This is a genomic window from Bradyrhizobium sp. Kon37, assembly GCF_055807535.1.
Window position 1 is genome coordinate 163,841 of the sequence record NZ_JBVVOY010000001.1, and the last position, 13,558, is coordinate 177,398.

Genomic DNA, 13,558 nt, shown 5'->3' on the forward strand with positions numbered 1-13,558 from the left:
AGAACAAGACATGTCAGCATTCGACTCGTTTCCGCTGGGGCAGCCGGCCTTCGTCACCAACATTCTCGACCGCGCCGCGCATCTGCGCCGCGATGACGAAAAGCTGTTCGCGCTGGAGCAGAAGCCGACCTCGCGCGCCTATGTGGTCTACCGCGACTCGCTACTGGTGAAGCGCGAAGGCGACAAAGTGCGCGCGCTGCTCGGAATCGACGAGGCGCTGAAATGCGGCGCCAATCCCGGCACGATCTTCTTAGGCTTGCGCGACGGCGCCGCGATGTTCGGGATGGGCCTGTCGCAGGCCGCGTCCGAGAAGCTGATCGGGCGCGAAGACTACGCCCTCAACGAGCTGCGCGGCATGGCGATGCAGGGCGCGGTGCCGCCACAGGAGCTGTCGGCGATCGCGATGGCGAAGTCGATGGTGAGCTGGCATCAGCGCCATGGTTATTGCGCCAATTGCGGCACCCGGACCGGGATGAAGGAAGGCGGCTGGAAGCGGGAGTGCCCGAGTTGCAAGGCCGAGCATTTCCCGCGCACCGACCCTGTCGTGATCATGCACGTCGCCTCCGGCGAAAAGTGCCTGCTCGGCCGCCAGAAGCAGTTTCCGTCCGGCATGTATTCGTGCCTCGCCGGCTTCGTCGAGGCGGCCGAAACCATCGAGGACGCGGTGCGCCGCGAGATCCTCGAAGAATCCGGAATCCGCTGCACCGACGTGCAATATTATATGACCCAGCCTTGGCCCTATCCGTCGTCGCTGATGATCGGCTGCAGCGCGCGGGCTGTGAGCGAGGACATCGTCGTCGATCACTCGGAGCTGGAGGATGCGCGCTGGTTCACGCGTGAGGAGGCCGCTCTGATGCTGACGCGGACGCATCCCGACGGGCTCGCCGGCCCGCACCCGTTTGCGATTGCGCATCATTTGCTCGGCCGCTGGGTGCACGACAAGAGCTGACCGCCGATGGCGCACTCTGTGATCGCGCCGGGCATCCTCTGCATCGGCATTCCCGTGCGCGACCTGACGTTTCGAGTCGAGGCCGTGCCCGCGCGCGGCAGCAAGGCGAATGCCAGCCATCTCGCGGAGATCTGCGGCGGCAACGCGCTCAATGCCGCGATCGCGATCGCGCGGCTTGGTGGCCGCGTCGCGTTCGCAGGTCCGATGGGCGATGCGCAGGAGACGTCGAGCGGCTTCATTCTCGAGCGCATGAGATCCGAAAATATCGACACAAGCCATATCGTGCGCATACCTGATGCGACCACGCCCGTCTCTGCCATCATCATTGACGCGACGGGCGAGCGAACGCTCACGATCTATCGCGATCCGGCCCTTTGGACAGTCGAGCTGCCCGACGCCGACAAGCTGCTCGCCGATTGTCAGGCGGTCCTCGTCGAGAGCCGCTGCGCATCGTTCTGCACGGACCTCTGCACTGAGGCACGCCGGCGCGGCATTGCCGTCATCGTCGGCGTCGATCGCGCGATGTCGTTGCAGGACGGCCTGCTCACGGCCGCCTCGCACCTGCTGTTCGCCAGCGAACAGGTGCAGGAGACCGCCGGCATCGCCGATGACGGCGCGGCGTTGCAGCGCCTTGCCGCGCTCACGCCAGCCTTCCTCGCCGCCACCCGCGGCCCGCGCGGCACGATCTGGCTGAACGAGAGCCGCGCACTGGAGGAGACGCGGGCCTTCCCGGTTCAGGCCGTCGATACGCTCGGCGCCGGCGACGTCTTCCATGGCGCCTTCACGCTTCGCCTCGCCGAAGGCGGCGGCGTGCGGGAGGCGCTGCAATTCGCCGCGGCCGCCGCAGCGCTGAAATGCACCCGTCACGGCGGCGGCCTGGCCGCTCCGCAACGCGTTGAAGTTGAAGAGCTTTTGCGAGGTGGGCAGCAGAGGGATTCCACTGATGTGGCGAGAATATAGGCTTGCCGTGGAAAGATTTTCTCTATATCAGGGAAATCAGCCCATGATATGGAACAAAGTTCTTCAAATGACCGATCTCGCCGTCCCGCTCCCCGAGACCAGCCGCCGCCTCGACGCCATCGACCGCAAGATTCTGATGGTGCTCCAAGACGATGCCTCCCTCTCCGTCGCCGAGATCGGCGACCGCGTCGGCCTGTCCTCGACCCCCTGCTGGAAGCGCATCCAGCGCCTGGAGGCCGATGGCGTGATCACCAAGCGGGTGGCACTGGTCGACCAGAACAAGATCGGGCTCGGCATCTCGGTGTTCGTGTCGGTCGAGAGCTCCGACCATTCCGACGCCTGGCTGAAGAAGTTCGCCGACGCCGTCAGCGCCATGCCGGAGGTGATGGAGTTCTATCGCATGGCCGGCGACGTCGACTACATGCTGCGCGTCGTCGTCGCCGACATGCAGGCCTATGACGTGTTCTACAAAAAGCTGATCAGCGCCGTGCCGCTGAAGAACGTCACCTCGCGCTTCGCGATGGAGAAGATCAAGTCGGTCACCGCGCTGCCGATCCCGGCGGTGGTGGCGGCTTAAGGTTTACTCGCTGGCGCGGACTTTATCGGTCATCGTCATGGCCGGGCTTGTCCCGGCCATCCACGCGTATCGACACAGCGAGAAGAACGTGGATGCCCGGGACAAGCCCGGGCATGACGGCCGGAGTTGCACCTCAGATCTTCTGATTGTACTCGCCGACTTCGGGATGGGTGCGCAGCACGCTGTTCACCATCTCGAACATGTCGTGCATGCGCTGCTCGGAGACCGGGCTCTCGACCACGACGACGAGCTCGGGCTTGTTGGAGGAGGCACGCACCAGGCCCCAGCTGCCGTCCTCGACCGTGACGCGGACGCCGTTGACGGTGACGAGATCGCGGATCGACTGGCCGCCGATCTTGGCGCCCTTGGCCTGCAAGGCCTCGAAGTGCTTCACCACCTTGTCGATGACGCCGTATTTGACCTCGTCGGCGCAATGCGGCGACATGGTCGGCGACGACCAGGTCTTCGGCAGCGCGTTTTTGAGATCGGCCATCGACTTGCCGGACGCGCGATCGAGCATGTCGCAGATCGCGAGCGCCGAGACGAGACCGTCGTCGTAACCGCGTCCATAGGGCTTGTTGAAGAAGAAGTGGCCGGACTTCTCGAAGCCGGCGAGCGCACCCGTCTCATGGGTGCGGCGCTTCATGTAGGAATGGCCGGTCTTCCAGTAGGTGGTTTTTGCACCCTGCTTCTGCAGTACCGGATCGGTGATGAACAGGCCGGTCGACTTCACGTCGACGATGAACTGCGCATCCTTGTGAATCGCGGACATGTCGCGCGCCAGCATCACGCCGACCTTGTCGGCAAAGATCTCCTCGCCGGTGTTGTCGACGACGCCGCAGCGATCGCCGTCACCGTCGAAGCCGAGACCCACATCGGCCTTGTGCTGCAGCACCGCGTCACGGATCGCGTGCAGCATCTCCATGTCTTCGGGGTTCGGATTGTATTTCGGGAAGGTGTGATCGAGCTCGGTGTCGAGCGGGATCACCTCGCAGCCGATCGCCTCCAGCACCTGCGGCGCGAATGCGCCGGCGGTGCCGTTGCCGCAGGCCGCGACGACCTTGAGCTTGCGCTTGAGCTTCGGGCGGCTGGTGAGGTCGGCGATGTAGCGCGCCGGATAATTCTCGTGGAATTGATAGGAGCCGCCGGCCTTGTTCTTGAACTCGGCGCCCAGCACGATCTCCTTCAGCCGCGTCATCTCGTCGGGACCGAAGGTCAGCGGGCGGTTGGCGCCCATCTTCACGCCGGTCCAGCCATTGTCGTTGTGCGAGGCCGTGACCATGGCGCAGCAGGGCACGTCGAGGTCGAACTGCGCGAAATAGGCCATCGGCGTCACCGCGAGCCCGATGTCGTGCACCTTGCAGCCCGCTGCCATCAGGCCGGAAATCAGCGCATATTTGATCGAGGCCGAATAGCCGCGGAAATCATGACCGGTGACGATCTCCTGGCTGACGCCGAGCTCCGCGATCAGCGCGCCCAGCCCCATGCCGAGCGCCTGAATTCCCATCAGGTTGATTTCCTTCTGGAACAGCCAGCGCGCATCGTATTCGCGAAAGCCCGTGGCCTTCACCATCGGCTCGGATTCGAAGGCATAGGTGTTGGGCAGCAACACGGATTTCGGCTTGGGGAACATTGAGACGGTCTCGTGAAAAAGAGCCAGATTTAATGCAGCCTTAGCGAAAGCCGGGCTGCAGCGGAAGGCGGGAATGGCAGCTTATGGATGATAATTGCGGCAGTTTGGTAACGGGGAAATCTGGCCGCGAGAGTGGCCGAAATAGGGATCTTCTTGAAATATGTGATCGCTGGAGTCTTTGGGAGAACCTTTACTGCTCCAGCACCATCTGACCGTTGGCGTATTCGAAGCGCTTGAGGCGGGAGAGGAAGGAAAGGCCGAGCAGGTTCTCGGACAGCGCCCCGTCGGGCAGCACCATGGCATCGACGTCGCGCACGATAAGGCCGCCGACATCGAGCATGGCGATGCGGGTGCGCGCGGCCTTGATGGTGCCGTTGGCGGTGGAGACGGTGGCGTTGTAATCGCCGCGCGAGGGACGCAGGCCGAAACGGGCGGCCGAGGTCTCGTTCAGCGCAACCACGGAGGCGCCGGTGTCGACCATGAAGCCGATGCGCTGGCCTTCGATCCGACCTTCAGTCTGGAAGTGGCCGCGGCCGTCGCGGGGGATGCTGAGGCTGCGGCCGCCGGCCGGCGCGATGGACGCGGCTGCTACCGTGCGCGGCACCGAGGTTGCCGAGGCGGAGCTCATCCTGTCCGCCATCTGCGCCATGAAGGTGCCGAGGCCGATCATGATCGCCGCGAAGATCATTATGTTACGCATCACACCACTCGAAGCCGAAGCTCGATTTCACCACGCGGCAGGCCGCTCCGCGAGCGACGCTGCGGCCGGAGCTGTGCTATTTTGACGAAAAGGATGAGCGGACGGTTAATGGGTGTTCGTAACGCTCACGTCCCCCGCGGCTTGACCCGCCGGGTCGGCGGCGCATTCGCCGGATCTTCCGGCCAGGGATGGCGCGGGTAGCGGCCGCGCAAATCGGAGCGCACGGCGCTGTAGCTGCCGCGCCAGAAACCGGGCAGATCGCGCGTCACCTGCACCGGGCGCTGCGCCGGCGACAGCAGCTCCAGCACCAGCGGCACCTTGCCGGCGGCGATCGAGGGATGGGTGTTGAGGCCGAACAATTCCTGGAGCCGTACCGCGATGGTCGGCCCCTGCTCGGCTTCATAGTCGATCGCGAGCACGCTGCCTGTCGGAGCCTCGAAATGCGTCGGCGCCTCGCGGTCGAGCCGCGCGCGCATCTCCCACGGCAACAACGCCATCAACGCGTCGGAGAGATCGCCGGCGGAGATATCCTTCAGCGCGATCTTGTCGTAGAGCGCCGGCACCAGCCAATCGTCGCGCCGCGCGATCAATCCGTCGTCGGACAAATCGGGCCAGCTGTCGCCCTCGGCCTTGCGCAAGAACATCACGCGGTCGCGCCATTGTCTTGCGGCCTTCGACCAGGGCAGCCGGTCGAGGCCGGCGGCGATCAGCCCGTCTGCGAAGATGCGCGCGGTGTCCTCCGAGGGCGACACGGCAAGTGTCGCCTCGGAGAGCGTGATCGCGTGCAGCGCGCGCTTGCGCCGCGCCCGCAGCGCCATCGCGCCGCGATCGAACGATATCTCCTCGACGGATTCGATATGCTCGGCGAAATGCCGCTCGATCTCGTCCTGCGAGATTTGCGCTGCGAGCAGAATGCGCCCGCTCGCCGCCGTGCCGGTCATCTCGCCGATCGCGATATAGGGCGCGCGCGCGAGCGACGAGGTCTGATCCACGCCAGCGCCTCGACCGTTGGCGAGCACGAAGCTGCCATTGCCGCGGTTGCGCGCGACGCGATCCGGGAAGGCGTAGGCGAGCATCAGGCCGGTCGAGAGATCACCTTCACCGGCCGCCATCTTCTCTGACGCCGCCACCTGCGAGGCCCAGCGCCGGGCGAGGTCGCGCGCGCTTGCGGCGCGTGGGGAACGGTCGCGGCGGAACTGATCGCAACGGTGCTCGAGATCGACGCTATCGCCGCCGAGCCCGCGCTCGGTGATGATGGCGGCGATCTCGGCGGCGGCCTCGCCCTCGCCGGCACGATGCGAATCCACGATCATGCGCGCGAGCCGCGGCGGCAGCGCCAGCGCGCGCAGGCTCTTGCCCTCCGCGGTGATGCGGCCATCGCCATCGAGCGCGTTGAGCTCGGCGAGCAGGCTTTTTGCTTCCTTCCAGGCCGGCTGCGGCGGCGGGTCGAGAAACGACAGCGCGGCAGGATCGGCGACGCCCCATTGCGCGAGATCGAGCACCAGCGAGGACAGATCGGCGCTGAGGATCTCGGGCTGGTTGTAGGGCGCGAGCGAGGCTGTCTGAGGTTCATCCCAGAGCCGGTAGCAGACACCGGGCTCGGTGCGGCCGGCGCGGCCGCGGCGCTGGTCCGCCGCCGCGCGCGAGACGCGCACGGTCTCGAGCCGGGTCAGGCCGATGTCGGGCTCGTAGCGCGGCACGCGGGCAAGACCGGAATCGACCACGATGCGCACGCCCTCGATGGTGAGCGAGGTCTCCGCGATCGAGGTCGCCAGCACCACCTTGCGCGTGCCCTTGGGCGCCGGCGAGATGGCACGATCCTGCACGGCGGCGTCGAGCGCCCCGAACAGCGGCACGATTTCAATGCTGGAATCCTGTATACGCTCGCCGAGAAAATTCTGGGTGCGGCGGATTTCGGCGGCGCCCGGCAGGAACGCCAGCACCGAGCCGGCATCGGCGCGCAGCGCCGAGGCGATCGCATCCGCCATCTGCCGCTCCACCGGCGCGTCCGCCTTGCGGCCGAGATAGCGCGTCTCGACCGGAAAGGCGCGGCCCTCGCTTTCGACGACGGGCACTTCGCCGAGCAATTTTGCCACGCGGGCGCCATCGAGCGTGGCCGACATCACGAGGATGCGCAAATCCTCGCGCAGGCCGGTTTGCGCATCGCGCGCGAGCGCGAGGCCCATATCGGCATCGAGCGAACGCTCGTGGAATTCGTCAAACAGGATTGCGGCGATGCCCGACAGTTCGGGATCGTCGAGGATCTGGCGGGTAAAGATGCCCTCCGTCACCACCTCGATGCGGGTCGCGCGCGAGATTTTCGAGCCGAAGCGGACGCGATAGCCGACGGTCTCGCCGGCGCGTTCGCCGAGCGATTTGGCCATGCGGTCGGCGCTGGCGCGCGCCGCGATGCGCCGCGGCTCCAGCACGATGATCTTCTTGCCTTTGGCCCAGGGGGCATCGAGCAGCGCCAGTGGCACGCGCGTGGTCTTGCCGGCGCCCGGCGGCGCCACCAGCACGGCGGCATGATGCGCCTCCAGCGTGCGCGAGAGCTCGTCGAGCACGGCATCGATCGGGAGGGGCGTGTCGAAACTGCGGGGCAAATATCTCGCTTCCGTCGTCACCCGCCTTGTGCGCACTTGTGCGGGTGATCCAGCAAACTCGGATCCCGGTTATTACGAAGATCGCGGATTACTGGATACCCCGCCTTCGCGGGGTATGACAATCATTTGCCGCTATCAGCCCTGCACCGGCGGTCGTCCAATGCTCTCATACACGAAGCCGGCCGTAGCCATCTCCTCGGGACGGTAGATGTTGCGCAAGTCCACGATGACGGGCTGGGCCATGGTCGCCTTCAGCCGGTCGAGGTCGAGCGCACGGAACTGCACCCATTCGGTGACGATGACGATCGCATCGGCGCCTTCCGCGCAGGAATAGGCGTCCTCGCAATAAGTGATGCTGGGCAGCTCACTCTTCGCCTGCTCCATGCCGACGGGATCGAACGCCTTCACCTTCGCGCCCATATCGATCAGGCCCGTGACCAGCGGGATCGACGGCGCGTCGCGCATGTCGTCGGTGTCGGGCTTGAAGGTGAGGCCGAGCACGGCGATGGTCTTGCCGCGCAGCGAGCCGCCGAGCGCCTGGCTCACTTTTCGCGCCATCGCCCGTTTGCGGTTCTCGTTGACCGCCAGCACGGATTCGACGATGCGCAAGGATACATCGTAGTCCTGCGCGATCTTGATCAGCGCCTTGGTGTCCTTCGGAAAGCACGAGCCGCCGAAGCCCGGGCCAGCATGCAGGAACTTGGTGCCGATGCGATTGTCCAGGCCAATGCCGCGCGCGACCTCCTGCACGTTAGCGCCGGCCTTTTCGGAGAGGTCCGCGATCTCGTTGATGAAGGTGATCTTGGTCGCGAGAAACGCGTTGGCGGCGTATTTGATCATCTCGGCGGTGCGGCGTTCCGTAAACATCAGCGGCGCCTGGTTCAGCGACAGCGGCCGATAGATGTCGCTCATCACCTTGCGGCCGCGCTCGTCGGAGGTGCCGACGACGATGCGGTCGGGGAATTTGAAGTCGCGGATCGCCGCGCCCTCGCGCAAGAATTCGGGATTCGAGGCGACCACGACGTCGGCCTTGGGGTTGGTCTCGCGGATGATGCGCTCGACCTCGTCGCCGGTGCCGACCGGTACGGTCGACTTGGTCACGACCACGGTGAAGCCGGACAGCGACTGCGCGATCTCTTTCGCAGCGGCATAAACGTAGGACAGATCGGCGTGGCCGTCGCCGCGGCGCGACGGCGTGCCGACCGCGATGAAGACGGCATCGGCATCGGCGACCGGCTTGGACAAATCGGTGGTGAACTCCAGCCGCTTGGCCTTCACATTCGTCGCGACCAGTTCGTCAAGCCCGGGTTCGTAGATCGGGATCTCTCCGCGATGAAGTGCCGCGATCTTCTTCTCGTCCTTGTCGACGCAGACGACGTCGTGACCGAAATCCGCAAAGCAGGCCCCGGACACCAGTCCCACATAGCCCGTGCCGATCATAGCAATGCGCATGAAAAACCCTGTTTGGCTTGGTTAACAAAATCCCTATTCCAAGGCGGTTTAGCATTTTCCCGGGGTGAGGGAACAGCCCGCGTACAAAAAACGGCACAGCACTTGTACCGGTAAAGAAATCGTAAGCCGCAAGGCGGCAAACTGCCCCGCGTTCACGCAGATCCTGGCGGAACACGCCTCAAAAAGAGACACCATGGCACCATCAGGCACAATCGCCGCGCGCGGGGGACTCAAGGCCCCGGCTGCTGCGCGCGTCGATTGGGTCGATTACGCCAAGGGCATCTGCATCGTCATGGTCGTGATGATGCATTCGGTGCTGGGGGTCGAGCTTGCTGCCGGTGAGACCGGTTTCATGCATGTTTTGGTGGCCTTCGCGAAGCCATTCCGGATGCCGGATTTCTTCCTGATTTCGGGTCTGTTCCTGTCACTGGTGATCGACCGGGACTGGCGAACCTATCTCGACCGCAAGGTGGTGCATTTCGCCTATTTCTATGTCGTCTGGGTGACAATCCAGTTCGGCTTCAAGGCCCCCGCCTTCGCGGCGGAAACGAGCTGGCGCGACGCCGGCTTGCTGTATCTGGAATCCTTCGTCGAGCCGTTCGGCACGCTGTGGTTCATCTATCTCCTGCCGATCTTCTTCGTCGTCACAAAACTGACACGACGAGTCCCGCCGCCCGCGATCTGGCTCATCGCGGCCGCACTGGAGACGGCGCGCATCTCGACCGGGTGGACCGCGATCGACGAGTTCTGCGCGCGTTTCGTCTATTTCTATTCGGGCTATCTGTTCGCGCCCTACGTGTTCGCGCTGTCGGACCGCGCGCGCAATCATCCCTCATGGGCGCTCGCAGCGCTCGCGACATGGGCGCTGGTCAATGCCGGCCTCGTTGCGTTCGGGGCCAGCGAATGGAAAATCGTATCGCTCGTGCTCGGCTTCGCTGGCGCCTGCGCCATCATCACGATGGGCACGCTGCTCGCGCGCGCGCAATGGCTGAATGTATTCCGCTTCTGCGGCGAGCATTCGATCGTGATCTATCTCACCTTCTTCCTGCCGATGGCGGCGACACGAACGCTGCTCTTGCGCACGGGCATCATTCCCGACATCGGTGCGGTGTCGCTGATCGTGACCATCGCCGGCGTGATCGGCTCGCTCGCAATCTGGCAGATCGCGCTGCGCCTTGGCGGCAGTTTCCTGTTCGAGCGGCCCGATGCGTTCTGGATCGCGCCGAAGAAGGCGGGACCGGCGCTGCAGGCGGCGGAGTAATCCTGCCTCCACATCGTCGTCCCGGCGAAGGCCGGGACCCATACCGCGTGATTAGTCGATAGATCGCGGTCTTCGTACTGCGGCACGATCGCTTAGCTGCCAGTCTTCGCCAAACTTCGCCCTGTGGTTATGGGTCCCGGCCCCCCGTGCGCAATTGCGCACTAGGCCGGGACGACATTTGAGTGTGGGCTCCGGCCAGATTTCCCACATCCAAGGCTGTCAAATCCCGCAAAAATTCATACATTGCGGCCATGCCCAAGAGCTCCCCAAAGACCACCGCCCAAGCTGACACCAAGGCTGCCGCGTCCAAGGCCGCCGAAACCAAGCCCGCTGCCGCGACAGCTGCTGCCAAGCCCGTCGCCGCGAAGGCGGCCGGCAAGGGCGACCATGTCTTCCTGGTCGACGGTTCCGGCTACATCTTCCGCGCCTATCACGCGCTGCCGCCGATGAACCGCAAGTCCGACGGCTTGCAGGTCAATGCCGTGCTCGGCTTCTGCAACATGCTGTGGAAGCTGTTGCGCGAGATGCCCGAGGACAACCGGCCGACGCATCTGGCGATCATCTTCGACAAGTCGGAAATCACCTTCCGCAACAAGATCTATCCTGAGTACAAGGCGCACCGGGCGCCGGCCCCGGACGATCTGATCCCGCAATTTTCGCTGATCCGCGAAGCGGTACGCGCCTTCGACCTGCCTTGCCTGGAACAGGTCGGCTTCGAGGCCGACGATCTGATTGCGACCTATGTGCGGCAGGCGTGCGAGCGTGGCGCGAGCGCGACCATCGTGTCCTCCGACAAGGACCTGATGCAGCTCGTCACCGATTGCGTCACCATGTACGACACCATGAAGGACCGCCGCATCGGCATCCCCGAGGTGATCGAGAAGTTTGGCGTGCCGCCGGAGAAGGTGGTGGAAGTGCAGGCCCTGGCCGGCGATTCCACCGACAACGTTCCTGGCGTGCCCGGCATCGGCATCAAGACCGCGGCGCAGCTGATCGTCGAATATGGCGATCTCGAGCAATTGCTGTTCCGCGCCACCGAAATCAAACAGCCGAAGCGGCGCGAGGCGCTGATCGAGAACGCCGAGAAGGCGCGCATCTCGCGGCAGCTCGTATTGCTCGACGACAAGGTCGATCTCGACGTCCCGTTGGACGATCTCGCCGTCCACGAACCCGATGCGCGCAAGCTGATCGCGTTCCTTAAGGCGATGGAATTTTCCACGCTGACGCGCCGCGTCGCCGAGTTCTCGCAGATAGATCCGGCCAACGTCGATGCCGATCCGGGCTATTCCAGCGGCGCCAGCGTCTTCTCGCCGCTGCCGCCTTCGGACGTCGTGCCGGCCCCGGGAACCGGCGCGCCGGCGCAAGCGCCAGTGGGCCAGCGCAATGCATCGGCGAGCAAGGAGGACAAGGCCGCGAGCCCGAAGGGCGCGCCGATCTCTCTCGCCGCGGCGCGCGAAGAGGCTTTGCGCAAGCTCCCGGTTGACCGCAGCAAGTACCAGGCCGTCAAGAGCCTCGCGGAATTGAACGCGTTCATCGCGCGCATCCACGACGCCGGCCATGTCGCGGTCGAGATCCGGGCAAACTCGATCGATCCGATGCAGGCTGATCTCTGCGGCATCGCGCTGGCGCTGGCGCCGAACGAGGCCTGCTACGTGCCGCTGGCACACAAACAGTCCGGCGGCGGTGCCGGCCTGTTCGACGCCGGCCTCGCACCCGATCAGGTCAAGCATGGCGAGGCGATCGAGGCGCTGCGACCGGTGCTGGAATCGTCAGGCATTCTCAAGATCGGCTTCGACGTCAAATTCACCGCGGTGATGCTGGCGCAGCACGGCATCACATTGCGCAACACCGACGATGCGCAGCTGATCTCCTACGTGCTCGACGCCGGCCGCGGCTCGCATGCGCTGGAGCAGCTGTCCGAGCGCTGGTTCGGTCACGCCATGCTGAAGGAGAACGAGCTGCTCGGCAGCGGCAAGGGCAAGATCACGTTCGACCAGGTGCCGATCGACAAGGCCGCGGCGCTGTCGGCGGAAGGCGCCGACATCACCTTGCGCGTCTGGCGCGTGCTGAAGCCGCGCCTTGTCGCCGAGCACATGACCACGGTCTACGAGACGCTGGAACGGCCCCTGGTATCGGTGCTCGCGCGCATGGAGCGGCGCGGCATCTCGATCGACCGCCAGGTGCTGTCGCGTCTCTCCGGCGACTTCGCCCAGACCGCGGCCCGCGTCGAAGCCGAGATCCAGCAGATCGCGGGCGAGCCCGTCAATGTCGGCAGCCCGAAGCAGATCGGCGACATCCTGTTCGGCAAGATGGGACTGTCCGGCGGCACCAAGACCAAGACCGGCGCATGGTCCACCACCGCGCAGGTGCTCGACGAGCTCGCCGAGCAGGGCCACGACCTCCCGAAGAAGATTCTGGAGTGGCGCCAGGTCTCGAAGCTCAAATCGACCTACACCGACGCGCTGCCGACCTACGTCAATCCCCAGACCCACCGCGTCCACACGACCTACGCGCTGGCCGCGACCACGACGGGCCGGCTGTCGTCGAACGAGCCGAATTTGCAGAACATTCCGGTGCGCACCGAGGACGGCAGAAAGATCCGCCGCGCCTTCATCGCAACGCCGGGGCATAAGCTGGTCTCCGCCGACTACTCGCAGATCGAGCTGCGGCTGCTCGCCGAGATCGCCGACATCCCCGTGCTGCAGCAGGCGTTCCGCGACGGTCTCGACATTCACGCCATGACGGCATCGGAAATGTTCGGCGTGCCGATCGAGGGCATGCCGAGCGAAATCCGGCGCCGCGCCAAGGCGATCAATTTCGGCATCATCTACGGCATCTCGGCATTCGGCCTCGCCAACCAGCTCGGCATCGGGCGCGAAGAGGCCTCCGCCTACATCAAGAAATACTTCGAGCGCTTCCCCGGCATCCGCGCCTACATGGACGAGACGCGCGACTTCTGCCGGAGCCACGGCTACGTCACCACGCTGTTCGGACGCAAGATGTACTATCCCGACATCAAGGCTTCGAACGCCTCGGTGCGCGCCTTCAACGAGCGCGCCGCGATCAACGCCCGGCTCCAGGGCACCGCCGCCGACATCATCCGCCGCGCCATGACGCGGATGGAGGCTGTACTCGCCGAGAAGAAGCTGTCGGCGCAGATGCTGCTCCAGGTGCATGACGAACTGATCTTCGAGGTGCCGGACGCGGAGGTCGAGGCCACGCTCCCCGTCGTGCAGCACGTGATGCAGGACGCGCCGTTCCCGGCCGTGCTGCTCTCGGTGCCGCTGCATGTCGATGCACGCGCGGCGAACAATTGGGACGAGGCGCATTGATCGGACGGTGTCGTCCCGGCGAAGGCCGGGACCCATAACCACGAGTCGAATTCGGCGAAGACTCGTCGTTCTGTACTCCGACCATCTGCGA

The 13,558-nt window shown here is 65.0% G+C and carries 9 protein-coding genes; 5 read left to right on the forward strand and 4 right to left on the reverse strand.

Annotated elements, in window-relative coordinates; translation table 11 throughout:
- The first annotated feature begins 10 nt into the window (after positions 1-10).
- The 3 genes from nudC to AC0L3J_RS00905 all read left to right on the forward strand — a co-directional run bounded on the left by nudC (position 11) and on the right by AC0L3J_RS00905 (position 2,486).
- Positions 11-949, forward strand: a complete 939-nt coding sequence (gene nudC / locus AC0L3J_RS00895) for an NAD(+) diphosphatase (protein WP_473345542.1) — start codon at positions 11-13, stop codon at positions 947-949.
- Positions 950-955: 6 nt separating this feature from the next.
- A complete protein-coding gene (locus tag AC0L3J_RS00900) occupies positions 956-1,909 on the forward strand; it encodes a sugar kinase (RefSeq protein ID WP_473345543.1) in 954 nt (317 codons plus the stop codon).
- Between the two features lie 67 nt (positions 1,910-1,976).
- On the forward strand, positions 1,977-2,486 hold the full coding sequence (locus AC0L3J_RS00905; protein WP_027514344.1) for an Lrp/AsnC family transcriptional regulator: 510 nt from the start codon (positions 1,977-1,979) through the stop codon (positions 2,484-2,486).
- Positions 2,487-2,619: 133 nt separating this feature from the next.
- On the opposite strand, the gene AC0L3J_RS00910 is transcribed toward AC0L3J_RS00905, so the two are convergent.
- From AC0L3J_RS00910 to AC0L3J_RS00925, 4 genes are all read right to left on the reverse strand, one after another.
- Positions 2,620-4,119, reverse strand: coding sequence for a phosphomannomutase/phosphoglucomutase (locus AC0L3J_RS00910; protein ID WP_473345544.1), 1,500 nt, complete (start codon positions 4,117-4,119; stop codon positions 2,620-2,622).
- Positions 4,120-4,309: 190 nt separating this feature from the next.
- The gene (locus AC0L3J_RS00915) at positions 4,310-4,819 is read right to left on the reverse strand and encodes a TIGR02281 family clan AA aspartic protease (protein WP_473345545.1); all 510 of its coding nucleotides are present in this window, start codon (positions 4,817-4,819) and stop codon (positions 4,310-4,312) included.
- Between the two features lie 125 nt (positions 4,820-4,944).
- The gene (gene hrpB, locus AC0L3J_RS00920; protein WP_473345546.1) at positions 4,945-7,422 is read right to left on the reverse strand and encodes an ATP-dependent helicase HrpB; all 2,478 of its coding nucleotides are present in this window, start codon (positions 7,420-7,422) and stop codon (positions 4,945-4,947) included.
- A 135-nt stretch (positions 7,423-7,557) separates the two neighbouring features.
- Positions 7,558-8,874 (reverse strand): UDP-glucose dehydrogenase family protein, encoded by a 1,317-nt coding sequence (locus tag AC0L3J_RS00925; RefSeq protein WP_473345547.1) that lies wholly within the window; start codon positions 8,872-8,874, stop codon positions 7,558-7,560.
- 193 nt (positions 8,875-9,067) lie between these two features.
- Here AC0L3J_RS00925 and AC0L3J_RS00930 point away from each other — a divergent pair, with 193 nt between their 5' ends.
- Together AC0L3J_RS00930 and polA are read left to right on the forward strand one after the other, a co-directional pair.
- Positions 9,068-10,135, forward strand: coding sequence for an acyltransferase family protein (locus AC0L3J_RS00930; protein ID WP_473345548.1), 1,068 nt, complete (start codon positions 9,068-9,070; stop codon positions 10,133-10,135).
- 251 nt (positions 10,136-10,386) lie between these two features.
- Complete coding sequence (gene polA, locus AC0L3J_RS00935; RefSeq protein WP_473345549.1) at positions 10,387-13,467, forward strand: DNA polymerase I; 3,081 nt, start codon at positions 10,387-10,389, stop codon at positions 13,465-13,467.
- Positions 13,468-13,558: the final 91 nt, after the last annotated feature.

Coding starts and splice junctions, on each gene's coding strand:
- nudC (WP_473345542.1), top strand. CDS start 11: ATGTCAGCATTCGACTCGTTTCCGCTGGGGCAGCCGGCCTTCGTCACC.
- AC0L3J_RS00900 (WP_473345543.1), top strand. CDS start 956: ATGGCGCACTCTGTGATCGCGCCGGGCATCCTCTGCATCGGCATTCCC.
- AC0L3J_RS00905 (WP_027514344.1), top strand. CDS start 1,977: ATGACCGATCTCGCCGTCCCGCTCCCCGAGACCAGCCGCCGCCTCGAC.
- AC0L3J_RS00910 (WP_473345544.1), bottom strand. CDS start 4,119: ATGTTCCCCAAGCCGAAATCCGTGTTGCTGCCCAACACCTATGCCTTC.
- AC0L3J_RS00915 (WP_473345545.1), bottom strand. CDS start 4,819: ATGCGTAACATAATGATCTTCGCGGCGATCATGATCGGCCTCGGCACC.
- AC0L3J_RS00925 (WP_473345547.1), bottom strand. CDS start 8,874: ATGCGCATTGCTATGATCGGCACGGGCTATGTGGGACTGGTGTCCGGG.
- AC0L3J_RS00930 (WP_473345548.1), top strand. CDS start 9,068: ATGGCACCATCAGGCACAATCGCCGCGCGCGGGGGACTCAAGGCCCCG.
- polA (WP_473345549.1), top strand. CDS start 10,387: ATGCCCAAGAGCTCCCCAAAGACCACCGCCCAAGCTGACACCAAGGCT.